16 protein-coding genes are annotated in these 22,152 nt (G+C 69.4%); 7 read left to right on the forward strand and 9 right to left on the reverse strand.

The window, feature by feature from the left end; genetic code table 11:
- Positions 1–293: 293 nt before the first annotated feature.
- Together ABT115_RS03875 and ABT115_RS03880 are read right to left on the reverse strand one after the other, a co-directional pair.
- The gene (locus ABT115_RS03875) at positions 294–500 is read right to left on the reverse strand and encodes a DUF397 domain-containing protein (protein ID WP_351783720.1); all 207 of its coding nucleotides are present in this window, start codon (positions 498–500) and stop codon (positions 294–296) included.
- Positions 497–1,339: a helix-turn-helix domain-containing protein gene (locus ABT115_RS03880; protein WP_351783722.1), complete on the reverse strand. Its 843-nt coding sequence runs from the start codon at positions 1,337–1,339 to the stop codon at positions 497–499. The genes ABT115_RS03875 and ABT115_RS03880 overlap by 4 nt, the downstream gene beginning before the upstream one ends.
- A gap of 260 nt (positions 1,340–1,599) precedes the next feature.
- Between ABT115_RS03880 and ABT115_RS03885 the strand changes: the two genes are divergently transcribed.
- Complete coding sequence (locus ABT115_RS03885) at positions 1,600–2,049, forward strand: ATP-binding protein (RefSeq protein ID WP_351783724.1); 450 nt, start codon at positions 1,600–1,602, stop codon at positions 2,047–2,049.
- A 147-nt stretch (positions 2,050–2,196) separates the two neighbouring features.
- On the opposite strand, the gene ABT115_RS03890 is transcribed toward ABT115_RS03885, so the two are convergent.
- Positions 2,197–3,213: a helix-turn-helix domain-containing protein gene (locus ABT115_RS03890; RefSeq protein ID WP_351783726.1), complete on the reverse strand. Its 1,017-nt coding sequence runs from the start codon at positions 3,211–3,213 to the stop codon at positions 2,197–2,199.
- A gap of 260 nt (positions 3,214–3,473) precedes the next feature.
- Between ABT115_RS03890 and ABT115_RS03895 the strand changes: the two genes are divergently transcribed.
- Positions 3,474–7,175, forward strand: coding sequence for a S8 family serine peptidase (locus ABT115_RS03895; protein WP_351783728.1), 3,702 nt, complete (start codon positions 3,474–3,476; stop codon positions 7,173–7,175).
- A 129-nt stretch (positions 7,176–7,304) separates the two neighbouring features.
- Here ABT115_RS03895 and ABT115_RS03900 read toward each other — a convergent pair whose 3' ends face one another.
- Together ABT115_RS03900 and ABT115_RS03905 are read right to left on the reverse strand one after the other, a co-directional pair.
- Positions 7,305–8,183, reverse strand: a complete 879-nt coding sequence (locus ABT115_RS03900) for a septum formation family protein (protein ID WP_351783730.1) — start codon at positions 8,181–8,183, stop codon at positions 7,305–7,307.
- A 198-nt stretch (positions 8,184–8,381) separates the two neighbouring features.
- Entirely contained in the window at positions 8,382–9,416 is a 1,035-nt protein-coding gene (locus ABT115_RS03905) for an ABC-2 transporter permease (protein WP_351783732.1), read from the reverse strand.
- Between the two features lie 177 nt (positions 9,417–9,593).
- On the opposite strand from ABT115_RS03905, the gene ABT115_RS03910 reads away from it, so the two are divergent.
- From ABT115_RS03910 to ABT115_RS03925, 4 genes are all read left to right on the forward strand, one after another.
- The gene (locus ABT115_RS03910; RefSeq protein ID WP_351783734.1) at positions 9,594–13,076 is read left to right on the forward strand and encodes a DNA polymerase III subunit alpha; all 3,483 of its coding nucleotides are present in this window, start codon (positions 9,594–9,596) and stop codon (positions 13,074–13,076) included.
- A complete protein-coding gene (locus ABT115_RS03915) occupies positions 13,073–14,080 on the forward strand; it encodes a DNA polymerase Y family protein (RefSeq protein WP_351783736.1) in 1,008 nt (335 codons plus the stop codon). Before ABT115_RS03910 ends, ABT115_RS03915 begins: the two co-directional genes overlap by 4 nt.
- Positions 14,081–14,271: 191 nt before the next feature.
- The gene (locus ABT115_RS03920) at positions 14,272–15,183 is read left to right on the forward strand and encodes an esterase/lipase family protein (protein ID WP_351783738.1); all 912 of its coding nucleotides are present in this window, start codon (positions 14,272–14,274) and stop codon (positions 15,181–15,183) included.
- 124 nt (positions 15,184–15,307) lie between these two features.
- A complete protein-coding gene (locus ABT115_RS03925) occupies positions 15,308–16,864 on the forward strand; it encodes a trifunctional class I SAM-dependent methyltransferase/NUDIX hydrolase/VOC family protein (RefSeq protein ID WP_351783740.1) in 1,557 nt (518 codons plus the stop codon).
- A gap of 41 nt (positions 16,865–16,905) precedes the next feature.
- On the opposite strand, the gene htpG is transcribed toward ABT115_RS03925, so the two are convergent.
- From htpG to ABT115_RS03940, 3 genes are all read right to left on the reverse strand, one after another.
- The gene (gene htpG / locus ABT115_RS03930; protein WP_351783742.1) at positions 16,906–18,843 is read right to left on the reverse strand and encodes a molecular chaperone HtpG; all 1,938 of its coding nucleotides are present in this window, start codon (positions 18,841–18,843) and stop codon (positions 16,906–16,908) included.
- A gap of 89 nt (positions 18,844–18,932) precedes the next feature.
- On the reverse strand, positions 18,933–19,430 hold the full coding sequence (locus tag ABT115_RS03935; protein ID WP_351783744.1) for a ribonuclease FAU-1 family protein: 498 nt from the start codon (positions 19,428–19,430) through the stop codon (positions 18,933–18,935).
- Positions 19,411–20,331, reverse strand: a complete 921-nt coding sequence (locus ABT115_RS03940; protein WP_351783745.1) for a GNAT family N-acetyltransferase — start codon at positions 20,329–20,331, stop codon at positions 19,411–19,413. Before ABT115_RS03940 ends, ABT115_RS03935 begins: the two co-directional genes overlap by 20 nt.
- A gap of 70 nt (positions 20,332–20,401) precedes the next feature.
- Here ABT115_RS03940 and ABT115_RS03945 point away from each other — a divergent pair, with 70 nt between their 5' ends.
- Positions 20,402–20,779: a GntR family transcriptional regulator gene (locus ABT115_RS03945; RefSeq protein ID WP_351783747.1), complete on the forward strand. Its 378-nt coding sequence runs from the start codon at positions 20,402–20,404 to the stop codon at positions 20,777–20,779.
- Between the two features lie 133 nt (positions 20,780–20,912).
- Here ABT115_RS03945 and ABT115_RS03950 read toward each other — a convergent pair whose 3' ends face one another.
- Positions 20,913–22,007 carry a DUF5925 domain-containing protein gene (locus ABT115_RS03950; RefSeq protein WP_351783749.1) on the reverse strand — a complete coding sequence of 365 codons (1,095 nt, stop codon included), beginning with the start codon at positions 22,005–22,007 and terminating at the stop codon, positions 20,913–20,915.
- Between the last annotated feature and the right edge of the window lie 145 nt (positions 22,008–22,152).

Below are 22,152 nucleotides of genomic sequence, written 5' to 3' on the forward strand. Positions count from 1 at the left end.
TGCTCCTCAGCGCCGCGGGTCACAGTGCTTCCGGCAGATCGCCAGATGGACCAAACCCTTGTTCGGTTTGAGGATCTCGCTGAGCAGGGTGTCCCCCTGAGGTCGCCTCCAGGCGCCACAGTGTAGTCGGGTAGAGACTTGCCGGGTCCGACCTCGCGGCGCGAGGTGGCACGGATTTCGGTGAGGGTGCCGAGGACGCTCTGTTCTGAGCAGCCAGGCATGACAACGGGCTCGCCCGCATCACCTCAAGACGTGAGCGAGCCCGTTGTTGTGTCCAGGCAGCCTGGCCGGCACTATCCGGCCGCAAGCGACAGGAACGCCGCCCACTCGCCCCGGCTGACCCGCAGCACCGGCCCGCCGCCCGCAACCTTCGAGTCCCGTACGTGCACGGCGTCGTGGCAGGTGGCCACCTCCACGCAGTCTCCACCGCCCGACCCGCTGTAGCTGCTCTTGAACCAGCGCAGCCCGTCCACGTTCTCGGAAACCTGCTCCACGCTCATGTTCCTCCCACCAGCCGTTCAATGAACCGCGCAGACTCCACGCCGTTCAGAGCCCGCGCCCGCAGCTTGCCATATCGCAACCCGAAGGCGCTGACCTCTGCCGCATCACGGACGACGCACCCGACTTCCTGCGACTCGATGTATCCGAGGTGCTGAAGCTCCTTCGTTTGCAGCACTACAAACGGCCCGTTCAGGCCCGCGTGGAACCCCGGCGCGGCGGGCATGACCTGAACTTCCACATTCCGCATCGCGCCCACCTCCAACAGGCGTTGCCATTGCCCACGCATGACCTCCTCGCTGCTCACCGGGTTCCGCAGCGCCTCCTCACAGATGATGAACGACAGCTCCGCCAGCGGGTTCCGCGTCAGCAGCTTCTGCCTGGCCAGCCGCGCCTCCGTGTGCTGGTCGACGATCTCCTCGCTCAGCGGCGGACAGTGCCCCGCGAACACCGCTCGTGCGTACGCCTCCGTCTGCAACAGCCCCGGCACCAGCAGCGGATCGTATGAGAACCGGCTCGCCACCTCCGCCTCGATGAGCGCGAAGTTGCGGAAGAACTTCGGCAGCTTCGCCCGGTCCACCTCGTCCTGGAGCACCTCCAGCACGCCACCTGCCGCCAGCACCCGGTCCGCCGCCATCGTGAACGCTTCCTTCGCCGGTCGTCGTCCCTGCTCGACCGAAGCGACCTGCTCCAGTGAGTAGCCGATCGCATCCCCAAGCGCCTGCTGGCTCAACTCGGCTCGCTTGCGCAGATGCTGGAGGAGTTTGCCGTAAGCCGCCCACACGCCCGGCAGGTCGTTCTCCTCCTTCACCTTCGGCGTTGTCGCGCGGCCGTTCCGCATATCCCGCACTGTCCTCACGCCCTCTCCGAGGTCGTTCCCGCCACATCGCCGCTGCCCACCGTGGCTCCCCTCAACTCCATTGCAACTGGGCAAGGTTCAACGGATGAGCCTTTTCCTGGGACACGGCCCCCGCCCCGTACGACGCACGTACAGGACCCGTACAACTCAGGAGGGCATCTCTCCGCGCGGCCCGTACCACCGATTTGTCGTACGGCCGTCGCACCTGGTCAGCGACATCCTTGGAGTTCCACGATGACGTCGTGAAGCAACAGGGAAGCACCCGTGAACCACTCACCCCGGCACCCGAGTTCAGCCTCTGCCTCAGCAGCACTCCACGTGGCGCTCGGCTGGCCCGTACCCTCGCCGTCCAGCAGCTCATCGAGTGGTGCGGTAGTTCGTACGACTCCGAGACCGCTCGAACCGTCGCCCTCGTCACTGTCGAGCTGGCAGCCAATGCCATCACTCACGGCCGCCTCCCCGGACGCGACTTCAGGCTGACGCTCCTCCTCCTGCCCCACGCTCTTCGTATCGAGGTGACCGACACCCGCCCGGAGTGCTTGCCGCCCACGCCGACAGCGGGGCCGGCGTCCGCCGATACGACATCGGGCCGCGGTCTGCTGCTCGTCGAGGCCTACGCGAACCGTTGGGGCTGCATCGTCCGCGACGCGTTCACCAAGACGGTCTGGGCGGAGGTCGCCGTGGTGGAGTAAGCGGAGGCGGTTTCATTCGGGACGCCGGGGATGGCCGGTATGAAGAACAAGGCATCGGGGGCGTCGGACAACGAGAACGGGCGGGTGTCGATGCGGCCGGTGGGGCTGCCGGAGAGCAGCGGCTCGTATCTCATGACAGCCCCCCTCTCACGACAGCCACCCCCGCCGCGCCGCCTGCCACACCAACTGCGTACGCGTCGCGGCGCCGGCGCGCTGCATCAGCACCTGTATCCGGCGCTGCACCGTTCGCTGGCTGACGCGTAGCTGCGAGGCGATCGCCTTGTCCGCGACGCCGGCGACGACCAGGGACAGCAGATACCGCTCGTCGTCGGCGACGTTCGCACCGGGCCGCGGACTGCCGCCGAAGCCGGCCAGCTCACCGGAGTCCGTGACGTGCAGCGGCGACGCCGCCGCCCACTCGCTCTCGAACAGCGCGATCAGCGCGTCGAGCAGGCTGCTGCCGCGCACCACCGCGGCCGTCGGTTCACCCAGCGAACCACCCGAACCGCCCGGCATCAGCGGGCAGATGGCGATCGAACCGTCCGCGATCACCATCCGCACCGGCAGCGTCCCGGTAGCCCGCGCCTGCTCACCCGCACGGATGCTCCGGGCAACGTTGTCGACCATGCCGGGCTCCTCCAGCAGAGCGCGCTCGTAGACAGCCTCGTACCGCACCCCACGGGCGAGCAGCTCCCACTCCTCGACGTTCTCCGCCGCGGGCATGGCCACATGGCCGGCCTTGCAGAGCCACCGCATCTCACTGGCCCCGTACGCCATATGACGCAGCCGCTGCCGGATCACACTCGCCCCCGTGATCACCTCGACAAGCTGCCCCGCGTCATGCCGCCGCCCCCCGGCCCAGTACTCCTCGGTGAGCTGCTCCACCCCCCGCCGCGCCGCCTCCAGCGCCTCATGCCCACGCAGCAGCAGCGGACGCAGCGCCGCATCGGGCGCCACCGGCACATAGCGCACCGCGTCCCGCGCCGGCGAAACGGCCACCCGCCCCACCAGCCCCTTGTCGTGGAGCGAGGCCAACAGCCTTTGTGCCTGCGCCACTTCAAGCCCCAGCTGCTCCGCGATCACCGCGGCATCAGCCTCACGCACCCCGATGAGGAAGCGGTACACCCGCTCCTCCCCCGCCCCGATCCCCGCGGCCTCCAGCATGTGTCCGCCTCTCACGACGCCCCCCACCCCAACCGATGTACCACCCACCGGACACAGCGTGATCTAACCACACCCGCACACCGGGATGATGTCCGCGCTATCACGCACGACGACCATCTGTCTTCGATACGCGCAATGTGGCGGCGAGCGGACATGTCACTTCTTCGTCAGGCGCGGCCGTAGCGTCGGTGCCCCTTCCTGCCGAGGCTTGACCCGCCGGTCGCGGAACCCTCCCTGCCGGCGGAAGGAGAGCGTTCAGCATGCGTTTCAGGCGAAGAGCCGCATTGCTCAGCTTCACCTTGGCGACCACCTTGGCCACCACCGTGGCCGGCGGCGGCCTGGTGTACGGTGCCACCCCCGCACCGAAGACCGGGGAGGTCGCGGTAACCACCCCGTCCCGAGCAGAAGTTCGCACTGCGAAGGTCACCCTTGTCACCGGAGACCAGGTGACGGTGGCCATGAAGGCGGGCAAGACCCTCGCCGTCAACATCACCCCGTACCACCGCAGTGCGGCCGAGCTGCGGACGTACACCGTCGGCACCGATGTGTACGTGATCCCGCGCGACGTCGAAGCGCTGGTGCACAACGGCCAGGTGGACAGCCGGCTGTTCAACGTCACCCAGCTCATCGCCCAGGGATACGACGACGCCCACCACGCGTCGACCCCGATGATCGTGCGCTACGCGTCCGGCGCCAAGGACACCGCACCCGGCCAAGCCCGCATCACACGGAAACTCCCCGGCGTACGCGGAGCCGCCGTCAGCGCCGACAAGCGCAAGGGTGCCGCGTTCTGGGAGGCCGTCGACGACGACAGCGCCCGCGCAGGTACCCCCAAGGCCCGCCTGTCGGGCGGCGTCCAGCGCCTCTGGCTGGACGGGCAGGTCAAGGCGCTTCTCGACAGGAGCGTCCCGCAGATCGGCGCCCCGGAGGCGTGGAAGGACGGTTTCGACGGCACCGGCGTGAAGGTCGCGGTGCTGGACACCGGTGTCGACGCCACCCACCCCGACCTCGTCGACCGCATCGTGGAAAGCCGCAGCTTCGTCCCCGGCGAGACGGCGCGCGACGGCCACGGCCACGGCACCCACGTCGCCTCCACCATCCTGGGAAGCGGAGCCGCCTCCGGCGGGAAGTACCGGGGCGTGGCACCGGGTGCCGGACTGATCGTGGGCAAGGTGCTCGACGACAGCGGCAGCGGCTCGGAATCCTCGATCATCGAAGGGATGGACTGGGCCGCGCACTCGGGGGCGAAGGTCATCTCCATGAGCCTGGGCGGTGGGGAGGGCGCCGACGGTACCGACCCCATGTCGATGGCGGTCAATGAACTGACGGCGCAGACCGGCGTGCTGTTCACCATCGCGGCGGGCAACAGCGGCCCCGCTGCGAAGTCCGTCGGCTCACCCGGAGCCGCCGACGCGGCCCTGACGGTCGGCGCCGTGGACTCCACCGACGCGGTCACCGACTTCTCCAGCCGGGGCCCACGAGGCGGTAACGGCGGGCTCAAGCCGGAGATCACCGCGCCGGGCTCACGGATTGCCGCCGCCCGCGCCGCCGGCACGACGATGGGCACACCGGTGGACGGCTCGTACACCACCGCGAGTGGCACCTCCATGGCCACGCCGCACGTGGCCGGCGCCGCCGCGATCCTCGCGCAGCGCCACCCCGACTGGACAGCGGCCCGTTTGAAGAGCCAGCTGATCAGTACGGCCAAGACCACCGCCGCCACCTCCGTCTACGCCCAGGGCGCCGGCCGCGTGGACGTGGCACGCGCACTCCGGCAGCCCGTATCGGCCAGCGGTACGGTCGACTTCGGACTGCGGGACTGGGATGCCACCGCCCCGGTCGGGAAGAAGATCGAGTACGTCAACGACGGCGACCAGCCGGTCATTCTCGCCCTGAAGGTCGAGAACGCGGGCGAGGAACTGCCGGCCGGAGTGCTCAGCCTGGGGGCAGACTCGGTGACCGTGCCCGCGCACGGCACCGCCGAGGTCGACCTCAACCTCAACACCGTCGGCGTGACGACCGGATCCCACGGCGCGCACATCACCGCGGTCTCCGCCGACGGACGGACGGCGGCAGTGACGGCGGTCGGCTTCGGCCGGGACGTACAGCGCTTCGACGTCACGCTGAAGGTGCTCGACCGCGACGGCAAGCCGACGAGCGGCATCGCCGCGGTCACCGCCTGGCAGCTGGGTGGCTACGGACTGCCCGAGACGTACCCGGTCGCAGCGGACGGGACCGTCGTGGTGCGGGTACCGCGCGGCGAGCACGCCTTCATCTCGGAGATCTTCCACTACAACTCCGACTGGAGCCGGCTGGAGGAGTACACCTACGCCGCCCAGCCGGGCACGATGATCGAATCCGATCGGACCTTCACCCTGGACGGCGCCAAGGCCGGCCCGGTCACCATGACCACCTCCCGGCCGACGGAGACCAACCGCGCCCGCATCGGTCTGAACTTCCAGGCCGTGGAGGACGACCTCGTCTATGACCGCGAGACGTGGCTGGACGGCGAGACGGCCGTGTACTCCATCCCGTCGCAGACCACGAACGAGCGCTTCGAATCGCGCGTCGGCTGGTCGCTCGGCGCACCCGCACTCGACGCCCGCCTCGTCGGGCACGGCAACCGGACCCTGGACGCGGCCTACCTCGAGGGCTGGACGGGCTCCGCACGTATCGACGGCACCCGTGTCCTGCGCGTGGCGAAGGCCGGCGAGGACGTCCGGGGCAAGCTCGCCCTGGTGAAGCGGAGCGCCGAGCGCACGGTGCGAGAGCAGGTCGACGATGCCGCGAACGCCGGTGCGCTCGCCATCCTCATCTACAACGACATCCCCGAGAACTGGCTCGCAGGCAACTGGGGCTCGACGGCCACCAAGATTCCGGCGATGACCCTCTCCGGCACCCAGGGCGAGGAGCTTGCGGCCCTGGACAACGCCGTGATCAGGATCTCCGGTACGGCGGTGAGCCCGTACTCCTACGAGCTGCTGAAGTACCGCAAGGGCGGCATCCCCGCCGACCAGCGTTATCGGGTACGCGACGAGGAACTGGCCACCGTGGAATCCTCGTTCCACGCCTCGACGCCGGCCACCGAAGGCGGATACGCCCGGCTGACGCGCTCGCCGATGCAGCCGACGGCGTACTTCGGCTTCGACCGGGTGGTCCTGCCGCGCTCCCGGACCGAGTACGTCTCCGCGGACATACCCACCTGGGAAGCGGTGAAGGCAGGTCCCGTGTGGACGTCGGACGGCTCTTGGAAGCTGACGAACACCTCGACGCTCAAGGCCGGACAGCGCGTGCACCGCGACTGGAACAAGGCCGTGGTCCGCACCGCGCTGCCGGACGCACAGTCCAACTCGGCCGTCCGGCGGGGCGATGTCGGTGTGGTGGCGTCGGGCGGTCTGCTCGACACCGCGCCGGACCAGGCCTTCTCCGCCGAAGCCGGCAGCGACAAGGCGCTGTCCACTGTCTACCGGGACGGCCAGCTCCTCGGCAGCGTCCGTTCGGCGCCCGTCGCCTTCCCGATGACGGCACAGCGCGCCGAATACCGCGTGGTCACCGACGTGAAGCGGGACGCCCCGGGCTGGACGACTTCCACCGAGGTGCGCACCGACTGGCGCTTCCACTCCGAGTGGAAGGAAGGACTGACCCTGCTCCCCGTCCTGTCGGTCGACTACCGACTCGACGTCGACCAGGCCAACAGCGCCCGGCCGCACTCCACCACCAGCATCGGACTGGGCGTGCGCTACCCCAAGGGCCTGAACGGTCTGAAGCTCGCCGGGGCGAAGCTGTGGGCCTCGTACGACGACGGCACCAACTGGCGGCAGGTCCGCCTCGACGACGGCCTCAACGGCACGATCGGCAACCCCGCGAACGCGGGCTTCGTGTCGCTGCGCGTGCAGGCCACCGATGCCGATGGCAACACCATCGAGCAGACGGTGACCCGCGCCTACCAGATCCGCCGCTGACCGATGCCGGGGCGCCTGCACCACAGGCGCCCCGGCGTGCGCGTCCACCCAGCAACGGTGACATGAGCGGGCCACACGTGGCCCACGCCGTCCGGCAAGGGCCCGGCCGGACGGCGTGATCCGATCAAATCAGCCGGCCCAGACCTCGGCGTCGTCGGCCGGGACGGTGGTGGCGAGCTTCAGCTCCTTGCGGGCGGCGACCGTCTTGTCCGGGTTGATGCCGGTGAAGGCCTTGTCGTAGGCGAGGTAGAAGGCGTCCGCGTCACCGGCCGAAGCGGCCTGTTTCCACGCAGCGGCGGTCTCCTTCAGCTGTGCATGGAGCTTGACGGTCTCCGGCTGCTGAATGTTCTTCAGGGCCGCGACGTGGGTGTCGAGCGCGGTGGCGACGGCTTTGGCCTGCTTCTTGTAGCCGGCCAAGTCGTCCTCGACCTGCTCCGCTTCGGGCTGGTTCGTCCACAGTGCCTCGTAGACGGCGTTCGAACCCTTCAGGTACGCGAGCTGGTCGGCGTTCAGGGACTCGCTCTTCAGCGAACCGGAGAACGTGCCCGATTCCTTGGCGTAGGTGCAGCTCACGGCCCGATCGCCCGTCGCCCAGCTCTCCTTGGTGGGGTAGTAGTAGTAGACGTCGACGCCCTTGGGCAGGGCCCAGGTGTCGGGGGTGAACTTCTGAGCCTCGACCGGGCATCTTTCGTCGGCGATCTGTGCGGTTTTATCCTCACCGGGGTACGCCGACTCCCCGTCGATCTTGAAGTCACCGACGACCTGGCCCTCGTGCGGTTCCTTGCACGGCACGACCTCGACGCTGAGCTCCTCGCCCTCGGGCTTCCCACTGTTCGGGTTGTAGCAGTCGCCGGTCGCGAGCGAGAAGACCGATCGCTGGCGAACCACTTTCTTGGCGCCGGCCTCAGCGCTGTCGAGGGCTTCGGAGCATCCCACCGCTCCGACCGAGAGCAGGGCTACGGCAGCGGATATACCGCGCAGGGAACGGGACGTGACACCGAGAGACATGACGTAAGGGTCCTCAAACGGAAGAGTTGCGAACAGGTGTGCGCATCGTATGTCATGTCAGTGACAGTGCTGTGCAGCGTTGGTCCTGGTCGATCCACCCGCCGTTGCCGAAGATCGGGTTGCAAGAGGACTGCGTTTGCGGATACGAACCGATGGCACTCTTGCCGGAGTGCGGCTCAGAGGCCACCCGACAGCCTCTCAGACGGTCGTCGACCCGAACGGTGGCCGGGCGTCGGCGTCGTCCGGTTTGCGGCGCATGGCCATCAGGAGTGTGACGAGCGTGCCCGCCACCGCCCACGCGGACAGCACCAGCAGTGGTCCGGTGACCGCGTTGCCCTTGAAGTACGCGATCGAGCGGGCCACCCAGGTGCCCGCCCCGGGCGGCAGCGCGGGGCCGATCGTTCGCCAGAAGTCCGGGAGCATCGGCAGCGGGAAGGCGCCGCCGGCGCTCGGGTTGCCCGCGATCACCACGATCAGGACGGCCAGGCCGATGCCGATGATGCCGGTGAGCGCCTGCAGGCCGAGAGTGAGCATGCCGACCGCGAATACGGTCAGCGCTCCCAGCCCCGACAGGCCCCAGAAGCTTCCGGGCAGGGCGCCGAGGATCGGGCCGATGATGATCGCGCCGCCGATTCCGCCCACGATGGAGTACAGCACCATGACGCCGGTCCGGATCACCGCGCGCTGACGGTTGGCGGGCTTGGCGCCGGCGCTGATCGCCAGGACCGAGGCGCAGAGGTAGCCGCCCACGCACCAGCCCACGACCAGGTAGAAGGACGAGAGTCCTTCGAAGTCCTGGTTGGAGGCGGGTGCCACGTCCACGGTCCGCACCGTGCGGTGCCGGGTCAGATCGACCTTCGTGATGATCTTCGTCAGGGTGTCGGCCAGCGAGGCACCCCCGCCGGAGGCGACCAGCAGGGTGTCGGTCGTGCTTCTGGCGTTGACGATCAGAGCGCCGTCGATCTCGCGGTTCAGGATCTGCTCGCGGGCCGTGGCCGCGTCGGCGACCGCACGGGGGTCCAGCGGGCCGCCTGGGAGATTCTTCAGCTCGGTGATCAGCTGTGTGGACATCCGCTGGGGTGCGACGACCCCGAAGGGCACGTCCGTCGGCTTCGGCTTGTGCAGCGCCCCGACGTAGGACGCGATGAACAGCAGTTGCAGTCCGAGCACACCGATGACAAGCAGTGCGGCCCGCGGAGTGACGGCGTTCTTCACCTCGTCAGCGAAAGTCATGCCCCCACGGTCCGGGGCGTCGGCCGTTCATGCAGGTGGGGACGGGCCGAATGGCTGACCGGAGCACCGATCCGGGGCCGGAGGTGTGTCCCGCACTCCGCGTATCGTACGGATGTTCGAAACTTGGTCTATGGTGGAGAGCGAGGGGGTGAGTGCGGATCGGTCCAGGAGGTGCAGATGCCAGAGTTCACGCATCTGCATACCGTCTCCGGGTTCTCCCTGCGGTACGGGGCCTCGCACCCGGAGCGGCTGGCGGAGCGCGCCGCGGAGCGGGGGATGGATGCTCTCGCGCTGACCGATCGCGACACGCTCGCGGGTACGGTCCGCTTCGCCAAGGCCTGCGAGAGGGCCGGGGTGCGGCCGCTCTTCGGGGTGGAGCTCGCGGTGGACCCTGCGGCGGCGGAGCGTACGAGAAAGGGCGGGGGTACACATCGGCTGCGCACCCCGGTCCGCGGCGGTGCCTTCGTCGATGAATCCGCACCCCGGGTCACCTTCCTCGCCCGGGACGGTGCGCAGGGCTGGGCGGAGCTGTGCCGTCTCGTCACTGCCGCCCACGCCCACGCCCCCGCGCCCGCCGGTGCCGGGCAGCCCCTGGTCGGCCGGTCCGGGCTGCCCGCCGAAGGGCTCACCGTGCTGCTCGGCCCCGCCTCCGACGTCGGCAGGGCGCTGGCCGCCGGCCGCCCGGACCGGGCCGCCGTACTGCTCGCGCCCTGGCGGGAGATCTACGGCGACGACCTGCGCCTCGAAGCCGTTCACCATGGACGCGAAGGCACCGGCCCCGGATCGCTGCGGCTCGCCGCCCGTACCGTCGGCTTCGCCGCCGAGCAGGGGGTACGGGTCGTGCTGAGCAATGCCGTCCGGTACGCCGACCCAGGGCAGGGCCCGGTCGCCGATGTGCTCGACGCGGCCCGCAGTCTGGTCCCCGTCGACCCCCGCCGCGCCCCGCTCGACAGTGGCGAGCGGTGGCTGAAGGATGCCCGCGCGATGGCGGAGACCGCCGAGCGGATCGCCGCTGCCGCCGGGCTCGGCAGGGATGGCGGAGCGCGGCTGCTCGCGGAGACCCGGCGCACGGCCGACGCCTGCGTCGTCGACCCCGAGGGCGACATCGGCCTCGGCACCGTCCACTTTCCCGAACCGCATCTCGTCGGCGCCGGGCGGCGCACCGCCCAACGGGTACTGGCCTCCCGCGCCGCCGCCGGAATGGTGCTGCGCGGCTACGACCGCAGGCGCGACTACTGGGAGCGGATGCACCAGGAGCTGGACATCATCGCCTACCACGGTTTCGCTTCCTACTTCCTGACGGTCGCTCAAGTCGTGGATGACGTAAGGGCGATGAAGGTGAGGGTCGCCGCCCGGGGCTCCGGCGCGGGCTCCTTGGTCAACCATCTCCTCGGGATCGCGCACGCCGACCCGGCCGAGCACGGACTACTGATGGAACGCTTCCTCTCCAAGCGCCGCTTCGTGCTGCCCGACATCGACATCGACGTCGAATCAGCCCGCCGCCTCGACGTCTACCGCGCGATCATCAGCCGCTTCGGCACCGAGCGCGTCGCGACCGTCGCCATGCCCGAGACCTACCGGGTGCGTCACGCCATCCGGGACGTCGGCGCGGCACTGTCCATGAACCCGGCCGAGACCGACTGGCTCGCCAAGGCCTTCCCGCACATCCGGGCCCGCGACGCCCGCGCGGCCATGGAAGAACTGCCCGAACTGCGGGCTGTCGCGGCAAAGAAGGAGAAGTACGGGCGGCTCTGGGAACTGGTGGAGTCACTGGACGGCCTGCCGCGCGGTATCGCCATGCACCCGTGCGGGGTCCTCCTCTCGGACGCCACGCTGCTGCGCCGTACGCCCGTCGTGCCCACCAGCGGCGAGGGCTTCCCGATGGCGCAGTTCGACAAGGAGGACGTGGAGGATCTCGGGCTGCTCAAGCTCGATGTGCTCGGCGTACGGATGCAGTCGGCGATGGCGCACGCGGTCACCGAGCTGAAGCGGGCCTCGGGGAAGGATGTGGACCTGGACGCCGTACCGCCGGGCGATCCGGAGACGTACCGGCTGATCAGGAGCGCCGAGACACTGGGCTGCTTCCAGATCGAGTCGCCGGGCCAGCGCGACCTGGTCGGCAGGCTCCAACCCGCCACCTTCCACGATCTGGTGGTCGACATCTCGCTGTTCAGGCCGGGGCCGGTCGCCGCCGACATGGTGCGGCCGTTCATCGAGGCCAGGCACGGCCGGGCGCCCGTCCGCTACCCCCACCCCGACCTGGAAGGGCCGCTGCGCGAGACCTACGGAGTGGTCGTCTTCCATGAGCAGATCATCGAGATGGTCGACATCATGACAGGCTGCGGCCGGGACGAGGCCGACCGGGTGCGGCGCGGGCTCTCTGACCCCGAGTCACAGGGCCGGATCAGGGTCTGGTTCGCGCAGCACGCGGCAGCGAAGAAGTACAGCGCCGAAGTGATCGCCCACGCCTGGGAGATCATCGAGGCGTTCGGCTCGTACGGATTCTGCAAGGCGCACGCGGTCGCCTTCGCCGTGCCGACGTACCAGTCGGCGTGGCTCAAGGCGCACCATCCGGCGGCCTTCTATGCCGGACTGCTCACCCATGACCCGGGAATGTACCCGAAGCGGCTGCTGCTCGCGGACGCGCGGCGGCGCGGGGTGCCGGTGCTGGGGCTGGATGTGAACCGGTCGGCGGCCACCCATCGAATCGAACTGATGTCTGACGGTGAGAAGGGGAGGGAGGTCTGGGGGGTGCGGCTCGCGCTCTCGGACGTCCATGGCATCAGTGCGGCCGAGGTTGCCCGGATCGAGGCCGGGCAGCCCTTCACCTCACTGCTGGACTTCTGGCAGCGGGCCAGGCCGGGGAAGCCGGTCGCCGAACGACTGGCCCAGGTCGGCGCGTTGGACGCGTTCGGCGCCAACCGGCGTGATCTGCTGCTGCATCTGTCCGAGCTGCACCGCGCCCAGCGGAGTACCGGGGCGCGGTCCGGCTCCGGCGCGCAGCTCCCGCTCGGCGAGGGGCGCAGGACCGGCTCCATCGGGCTGCCCGACCTCAACGAGGCCGAACGCCTCAGCGCCGAGCTGGGCGTCCTGGGCATGGATGTCTCCCGCCATCTGATGGGCGATCACCATGCGTTCCTGAAGGAGCTCGGCGCGGTCTCCGCCAAGCGGCTGCGCGAGGCGCGGCACGGGGAGACCGTGCTGGTCGCGGGTGCCAAGGCGGCCACCCAGACCCCACCGGTCCGCTCCGGCCGCCGGGTCATCTTCACCACCCTGGACGACGGTACGGGCCTGGTCGACCTGGCCTTCTTCGACGACAGCCATGCCGCCTGCGCGCACACGGTCTTCCACTCCTGGCTGCTGCTGGTGCGGGGTGTGGTGCAGCGGCGCGGACCGCACAGCCTGAGCGTGGTCGGCGCGGCCGCCTGGAATCTGGCGGAACTCGCCGAGCTGCGGCGTACCGGCGGGCTGGACGCGGTCGCGGCCCGGCTGGCGGAGGTCCCGGCGGAGGATTCTGTTCCTGAGGGCGCCGGCAACGGCCGACGCATCCAGATGTCCACCGGGTATGAGATGAACCCCTGGTCCGATCTGCAGCCGCCCGGCGAAGGCATCGCCACCGGAAGGAAGCTGTGGCACCAGTCCCCGGGGAGTGCGGGATGAGCGATACACGTGATGAGCCGGGGATCCTGTATCTGAGATTCCGCAAGGTCGGCGGCGGCCTTCCGGACAGCGCCGGTTACGCCGGGCTGCTCGCCCTCCTCGGTGCGTTCACCCCGGTCGTCGAGGGGGTGCCGCCCGACGGGGCGCTCGCCGATGTGAGCGGCGCGCTGCGTTACTTCGGGCGGGACGTGAAGGGGCTGGCCTCGGTGATCCGGATCCGCGCGCTCGCCCTGCACGGCGTGGACTGCGCGATCGGGGCCGCGGAGAACCCGATGCTGGCCCGGATGGCGGCGCGGCAGGCCGCGCCCGGGACGACCTTCGTGGTGCCCGGGGGCGGGGGAGCGGAGTACCTCGCGGCCAAACCGGCTGCCGCGCTGGACGGTGTGGGGGCGGCGACGGCCCGCACCCTGTGCGGATACGGGCTCGACTCCGTCGGCCGGATCGCTGCGGCCCCGCTCGGCACCCTGCAGCGGATCACCGGCGTACGGACCGGACGTGAACTGTGGGAGCGGGCGCGCGGCATCGACCGCACGACGGTTGTGCCCAACGCCGCCGCCCGGTCGATCGCCGCCGAACGGTCCTTCCCACGCGACGAACTGGACCGGGAGCGGCAGCGCCGTGCTCTCATGTCGCTCACCGAGGAGCTGGGGGCCCGGATGCGCAGGGACGGGCAGGTGTGCCGTGCGCTCGCGGTCTCCGTGCGCTATGCCGACCGGACCAGCTACTCGACACTGACCCGCAGCCGTACGCTCCAGGAGCCCACCGCACACTCCGCGGCGCTCACCGAACTCGCGTACCGGATCCATGACTCGTTCGGACTGCAGCGGGCCAGGGTGCGGGGAATCGGGCTGCGCGCCGAAGGGCTGACGAACCGTGAAAAGAGCGCCCATCAGCTGTCGTTCGACCCGGTGGACGAACGGGCACGGCAGATCGAGGCGGTGGCAGACCAGCTGCGGGCCAGGTTCGGCCCGCAGGCCGTGATGCCGGGGCGGCTCGCATCCTGACGTGTTGTCATGCTAAGAGCTGTCTAGAAGGATGATGTGGCGTCAATTTTTACCGACGCGTAACTTCCCCCACTACCTTACTCGCGCGTAATTTGGCATGCGTACACAGAAAGTCAGCACGGAAGACTTGTGGTCCGGGCCGCAGGGTGCATTGACATCGCAACTCCCTTGAGCCGCAAGGAGATCACACGATGCTGCCCTGGAAACGTGCGCCACGCACCCCACGTGCGCGGAGAACACTCGCCGCACTGCTCCTCGCCGTCGCAGCGCTCGCCGCCCCCACGGCGACCGCGACCGCAGCCACCCCCACCGCCGCCACAGCCACCTCCCGTGCCTGGAACGACTACTCCTGCAAACCTTCCGCAGCCCACCCCCGCCCGGTCGTCCTGGTCCATGGGACCTTCGGGAACTCGGTCGACAACTGGCTCGTCCTCGCCCCGTACCTGGTCAACCGGGGCTACTGCGTCTACTCGCTCGACTACGGGCAACTGCCGGGCGTGCCGTTCTTCAACGGCCTCGGCCCGATCGACGAATCAGCCGGCCAGCTCGCCGCCTTCGTCGACCAGGTGCTCGCCGCCACCGGGGCGCCCAAGGCCGACATCGTCGGCCACTCCCAGGGCGGCATGATGCCCAACTACTACCTGAAGTTCCTCGGTGGTGCCGCCAAGGTGAACGCCCTGATCGGGCTCGCGCCCGACAACCACGGCACCACCCTCCTCGGCCTGACGAAGCTGCTGCCGTACTTCCCGGGCGCCGAGGATCTGCTGAACGCCAACACCCCCGGCATCGCCGACCAGATGGCCAGATCCCCGTTCATCACCAGGCTCAATGCGGGCGGTGACACCGTGCCCGGGGTGCGTTACACGGTCATCGCGACCAGGTACGACGAGGTCGTGACCCCGTACCGCAGCCAGTACCTGGACGGGCCGAACGTACGCAATGTCCTCCTCCAGGACCTGTGCCCGGCCGACCTGTCCGAGCATGTGGCGATCGGGACCGTGGACCGGATCGCCTACCACGAGGTGGCGAACGCCCTGGACCCGGCGCACGCCACCTCGACCACCTGCGCCTCGGTCCTCGGCCAGGACGTGTTTCGAAAGTAGCGTAGTCCGCCCCCGGCCAGACCGCGCTTCAGCGCCGTGTGGACGGCGCATGCGACCGCTTCCGCTACCGCAAGCGGCCGGCCGGCTGATCGACTCTGTCAGTGGCGGATGGCACGATCGAATCATGACGACGATCGACTGGGATTCCGCAGCCGACTCCTTCGACGACGAGCCCGACCACGGGCTGCTCGACCCGGTGGTCCGGCACGCCTGGGCGCAGCGACTGGAGAGCTGGCTGCCCGGCGAGCGATCCGAGGTACTCGACCTGGGATGCGGCACCGGAAGCCTTGCGCTGCTCGTCGCTGGGCAGGGACACCGGGTCACCGCCGTCGACCGGTCGCCGCGCATGGTGGAGCAGGCACGGGCCAAGCTCGCCGGGACGGGAACCGGGGTCCTTCTCGGCGATGCGGCCCAACCACCGGTCGGAAAGCAGCAGTTCGATGTGATCATGGCCAGACACGTCGTATTTCTGCTGCCCGATCCGGCGGCGGTCCTGCGCCACTGGTTCACCCTGCTGCGGCCCGGCGGCCGCCTGATCCTGATCGAAGGCGTCTGGGGCGGCGTCGGCCTCTCCGCCGAGCGGCTGACCGGACTTCTCTCGGGGCTCACCGAACGCATCCACCACGAGCGGCTCTCCGGCGATCCGACCCTGTGGGGCAAGCAGGTCGACGATGAGCGCTACGCCCTGGTGGCCCGCGCCGAACCGCCGCGGCGGCACACCGAGGTCGTGGATGTGCATCTGATCCTCCGCCGCGGCCCGGACGTCCTGCTCGCCCGCCGGGCCAATACCGGGTACGCGGACGGGCTGTTCAACGGCCCGTCCGGACATGTCGAGGACGGTGAGGACGTCCGCGAGGCGATGATCCGTGAGGCAGCCGAGGAGATCGGTGTCGAACTCGGCCCGGACGAGCTGCGGGTCGCTCTGGTCATGCAGCACCGAGGCCCCGGTGGCAGTCCCAGGACCGGCTGGTTCTTCGAGGCGGAGTACGACCCCGGCCGCCCGCCGTACAACCGCGAACCGGACAAGTGCTCCGAGCTGGCGTGGTTTCCGCTGGACGCCCTTCCGGACGACATCGTCGCCTACTGCAGAGCGGGACTCGACGGCTACCGCGCGGGGGAGCACTTCCTGATTCACTGGCACGAGGACGGCGACACCGTGGCGTACCAGCCGCACGCGATCCGCCGCGCCGTCCCGCTGCCGGCCGGCGGGGCCCGTACCGGGGGGGTGCACCACATCGAACTGTGGGTGCCCGATCTTCCGGCGGCCGAGCAGGGGTGGGGCTGGCTGCTCGGCGAGCTGGGCCATGTCCCGTACCAGCGCTGGGAACACGGGCGGAGCTGGCGGCGCGGCGACAGCTATGTGGTGGTTGAGCAGTCACCCGACCTGACCGGGGGGGCGCACGACCGCCGCCGCCCCGGGCTCAACCACCTGGCGTTCCATGTCCGGGACCGGGCCACCCTCGACGCACTGGTGGCCAGGGCCCCGGAGCACGGCTGGCAGCCGCTCTTCCCGGACCGTTACCCGCACGGGGGCGGGAACGGTCACATCGCCGCTTATCTGGAGGACGCGGCGGGGTACGAGGTGGAGCTGGTCGCCGGATTCCAGCAGGCCCGCCCGGCGCCGGAGGACCCGGCGCCGCACACCGATGCATGGGCGCGGCGCCGGGACGCCCGACCCTGATCCGCCGGACGGGCCCCAGGGCCAGGAGTTGCGGCCTTCACTCAAAGGGTGCGCTCAAGGCGGTCGGCCATCAGTCTGACGAAACGCGACGGGTCGCCCAGTTCGCCGCCCTCGGCCAGCAGCGCCAGGTCGTGGAGGAGTCCGGCCGTCTCCTCCAGTCCGGTGCCGGCATCCTCACCGCGTTCGGCGTGCGCCCGGTTGAGGCCGCTGACCAGCGGGTGCTCCGGGTTGAGTTCGAGGATGCGCTTCACGTGAGGCACGGGCTGACCCATGGCGCGGTACATGTTTTCCAGGGCCGGCGTCACATCGTGCGTGTCCGAGACGATGCAGGCGGGTGAGACGGTGAGGCGCGAGGAGAGCCGCACCTCCTTGACGGTCTCGCTCAGCTGGTCCGTCATCCAGGAGAGCAGATCCGCGTACTCCTGCTGCCGGTTCTCGCGCTCGGTCGCGGCCTCCTTCTTCTCCTCCTCGGTACCGAGGTCGACCTCGCCCTTGGCGACGGACCGCAGCTTCTTGCCTTCGAACTCGGGTTCCGCCTCGACCCACACCTCGTCGACGGGATCGGTCAGCAGCAGCACCTCGACGCCCTTGGCCCGGAACGCCTCCATGTGCGGGGAGTTCTCGATCGCCTGCCGGGACTCACCCGTGAGGTAGTAGATGTGCTCCTGGCCGTCCTTCATCCGCTCCACGTACTGTCGCAGAGTGGTCGGCTCGTCCTTGTCGTGGGTTGTGGCGAAGGAGGCGACGCCGAGGATGGCGTCGCGGTTCTCGAAGTCGCTCAGCAGCCCCTCCTTGAGGACGCGGCCGAACTCCCGCCAGAACGTGGCGTAGCGCTCCGGATCGGCGGACATCATGTCCTTGACCGTCGACAGCACCTTTTTCGCCAGTCGCCGGTGCATCAACTGGATCTGGCGGTCCTGCTGGAGGATCTCACGCGACACATTGAGCGACAGGTCCTGCGCGTCCACGACGCCCTTGACGAAGCGCAGGTATGGCGGCATGAGCGCTTCGCAGTCGTCCATGATGAAGACGCGCTTCACATAGAGCTGGATGCCACGCTTGTACCCCTGCATGAACAGGTCCTGGGGCGCGTGCGACGGGATGAAGAGCAGCGCCTGGTACTCGAAAGTGCCCTCCGCCTGCAGCCGGATGGTTTCGAGCGGGGCGATCCAGTCGTGGCTGATGTGCTTGTACAGCTCGTGGTACTCGTCGTCCGTGACCTCGTCGCGCGAGCGGGCCCAGAGGGCCTTCATCGAGTTGAGGGTCTCGGGTTCGCGCGGGGCGTCGTCGGCTGCGGCTTCCGTGCCCACGGCGTCGTCGGCTGCGGCTTCCGGGGCCATCCTGACGGGCCAGGTGATGAAGTCCGAGTACCGCTTGACGATCTCCCTGATCTTCCAGGCAGAGGTGTAGTCGTAGAGCCGGTCATCGGCGTCCTCCGGCTTGAGCCGGAGGGTGACCGCGGTGCCCTGGGGGGCGCCGTCGACGGTCTCGATCGTGTACGTGCCCTCGCCGGTCGACGTCCAGCGGGTGCCCTGGCTCTCGCCCGCGCGCCGGGTCAGCAGCGTGACCTCGTCGGCCACCATGAAGCTGGAGTAGAACCCGACCCCGAACTGGCCGATCAGCCCTTCGGCCGCGGCGCTGTCCTCGGCCTCCTTGAGCTCCCGCAGGAACTTCGCTGTGCCCGAGTTCGCGATGGTCCCGATGAGCTGGACCACTTCGTCGTGCGACATCCCGATGCCGTTGTCCCGCACGGTCAGCGTACGGGCCTGCTTGTCGGTCTCGATGTCGATGTGGAGGTCGGACACGTCCGCGCCGAGCGAGTCGTCGCGGAGTGCTTCGAGCCGCAACTTGTCGAGCGCGTCGGAGGCGTTGGAGACGAGTTCGCGCAGGAACACGTCCTTGTTCGAGTAGATCGAGTGGATCATCATCTGTAGAAGCTGACGCGCTTCCACCTGAAACTCGAACGTCTCAGTGGGCATAATCCGTAATTCCTTCTCAGGTCACCAGGTGGGGAACTGACCTGAGAACTGTAGATCAACTGGTCATCACGAGAGCTGCGTTCCGACGATCAGGGGGCCAGCAGCGTCGCGAGGCCGTCCGTGCGGGCCAGGTGTTCCAGTTCGTCCAGCGCCCGGCGGGCCGCCTCTGCCGCCGCCGGATCGCGTTCGGCGAGACCGCTCTCCTCGAACTCGTCCTCGTCCAGCCGGAGTACGGACGAACCATCCGCCGACACCCACAGATCGAGATCCAGGTCCTCGACCAGAAGCTCCGCGTCCCGCAGCACGGCAGGGCGGGTGATGTCGCAGTACCAGCCCTTGAGTTCGCCCGCGCCGGTACGGACCTCCTTCACGGCGAACCAGAGGTCGCGCCAGTAGTGCTCGGTGAACACATCGCCCGGCTCGAATCGTACGAAGCCGAAGTCACGGACACCCGGCGCCGCCCAGGGCGCACGCACCGTCACCCGGGTGCCGTCGTCGCGGACCACATCCGCCGGGTAGCAGATCTTGGTCCGCCCGGCCTTCACCAGGGTGACCACCAGCGTGGTCTCAGCCGAGCTTGCGGACATACCGCACCTCCGTGGCACAGATCTCGTAGCCGAACCATCGATTGACCGCCAGCATCGGACCGTTGTCCGCGTCATTGCCGGTGTACGCGTCCGTGTACCCGGCGGCGCGCGCCCGGTGCAGCGAGTCGTTCTTCGCGAGTCTGGCCAGACCCCGGTTGCGGTACGCCCGGCGGGTTCCGGTCATTCCCGACATGTAGCGGGTCAGACCGTCGGTCTGCGCCGCGCTGAACGCCGCCACTTCCCCTTCGACCACCACGACCGAAGTCAACTCGTGGTCGAACCCGGGGCGGCGCCAGATCTGGTTGAGCCAGTCCTCGTAGTCGGACAGTTCGGCCGGGGTGTCGCTCGGCTCGTCGGCCGTGGTCTCGGCGTCCGCCTCGAAGAGCGGGCGCGGATCGTCCGCGAAGTCCGCGGCGGTACGCAGCTCGACGTCCGCCGGTATTTCCTGACGGGGCGGCAGCGAGCCGCCCGCCAGATCGAGGTGGAGGAAGTGAGCCGAGCGGCTCGGCGCATAACCGCGCTTCTCGGCGAAGGCGCGGTTCGACGGGGTGTCGAGCACCCAGGTGTAGAGCGCGAGCGCGCCCTCCCGCGCCAGGTACTCCTCGGCCGTGCTCAGCAGCAACCCGCCTGCCCCGCGCCCGGTGCGGCTCGGATGTGTGTACGGATTGCAGAACGCCTGGCCGGGTTCGGGGCTGTCGTGGACGAGACCGACCTGTGCGGTCCCGATGAGCTCACCGTCCTCCTCGGCGACCAGCAGCCGGTAGCGCTTGTCGGGATGGGCGGAGGTCAGATCGAAGGCGGCCTGATCGGGAGTCGTCACCATATAGGGCAGTGCGGCACGCCGGACCTGCACCCAGGCCTCTGCGTCGGCGGGCAGGAAGTCGCGAACGAGGACGGTCATGGGCCTGACGTTACGTGTGCTCCCGCACGGGGCGCCGCTGAATTTTCCGGCGGTGGGGGACAATCGGCGCGTGACCCTGAAGATTGCCCTTGATCCGGATGCCAGTACCGCCCCGTACGAGCAACTGCGGACGCAGATCTCCGAACTGGCCCGCTCCGGCGCGCTGCCCGTCGGTTTCAGACTTCCGACCGTACGCGGCTTCGCCGAGCAGCTCGGCCTCGCCGCAAACACCGTCGCCAAGGCATACCGGGCGCTGGAGACCGACGGGGTGATCGAGACCCGGGGCCGCAATGGTACGTTCATCGCCGCCGCCGGTGATGCGGCGGAGCGGCATGCGGCCGCTGCGGCGCAGGAATACGCGGAGCAGGCCCGGCGACTGGGCCTGTCCCGGGACGAGGCGCTGTCCCTGGCCGAGGACGCGGTACGGGCGGCGTACGCGGCGCGATGAGTCGGTGGCCGGGACGGATTTCCCAGCCCAACACAGGAGCGCTCAGGCGATCGGCGACTGATCCGCGGGCAGGACATCCTCAAGCGCCGGACGGGCTTGGCTCTGCTGGGCTCAGAGGTCACCCGACAGCCTTTCAGAGGTACAAGCCCGCGTCCGCGCCGGAATCCTGCTTGGGCACTGACGTGGGACTGCTGCCGCGCCGCAGCGCGTACAGCTCGGCGAGCGTGGCGCCCTCGCGGCCGAGCCCTTCCTCCGTACCCAGCCAGGCCGCCGCCTCCTTGCGGGTCAGTGCGCCCACTTCGATTCTGGCGAGGCAGCGGCCGGGTCTGACCACGGCCGGGTGGAGCCGTTCCAGGTCCTCGTTGGTGGTGACGCCCACCAGCACATTGCGGCCCTGTCCCAGCAGCCCGTCGGTGAGGTTCAGCAGCCGGGACAGCGCCTGGCCCGCCGTGTGCTTGGCCTCGCCGCGGATCAACTCGTCGCAGTCCTCCAGGAGCAGCAGCCGCCAACGGCCCTTCGCCGTGCCGTCGTCTTCACCGATGGCGATGTCCATCAGGTAGCCGACGTCGTTGAACAGCCGCTCCGGATCGAGCACGCAGTCGACCTGGCACCAGTCCCGCCACGAGCGTGCGAGCGTGCGCAGTGCGGACGTCTTGCCGGTTCCGGGCGGGCCGTGCAGCAGAAGCAGCCGGCCGGCGATGTCGTCGGGCGTGACCTTCATCAGCCGGTCCATGGCGTCGGCCACCGGTGCCGTGTAGTTGCCGCGGACCTCGTCCCACGTACCGGCGGCGATCTGCCGGGTGGTGCGGTACGGGCCGCGGCGCGGGGACACGTACCAAAAGCCCATCGTCACATTCTCGGGCTGCGGTTCCGGTTCGTCCTGGGCGCCGTCCGTCGCCTGGCCGAGGATCTTCTGCGCCAGCTCCGGGCTGGTCGCGGTGACGGTGACATCGGCGCCGCGGTTCCACCGCGAGATGAGCAGCGTCCAGCCGTCTCCCTCGGCGAGCGTGGCGCTGCGGTCGTCGTCGCGGGCGGTGCGCAGCACCTTGGCGGCCGGGGGCAGCAAGCCGGCCCCGGCTTTGACGCGGTCGAGGGAGGAACTGTGCGAGTACGGCTGCTCGCCCGTCGCGAAGCGGCCGAGGAACAGCGCGTCTACGACGTCGGACGGGGAATCGCTGTCGTCGACGGTGAGCCGGATCGGCAGAGCGGACTCAGGGTTGGCAGACATGACGCCCATGATCCGGCAAGGGGGCACCCGGCGCACCCAGGTTTCGGTACCTTCCTTCCTGCTTTCGGTGGGCAGACGGCGGACATGACGCAACCTCAGTGGGGCACGCAGGAGAATTCATTGGACCAACTTGGCATGGACACTT

This window comes from Streptomyces sp. NPDC001832, from assembly GCF_040297265.1.
GTDB lineage: Bacteria > Actinomycetota > Actinomycetes > Streptomycetales > Streptomycetaceae > Streptomyces.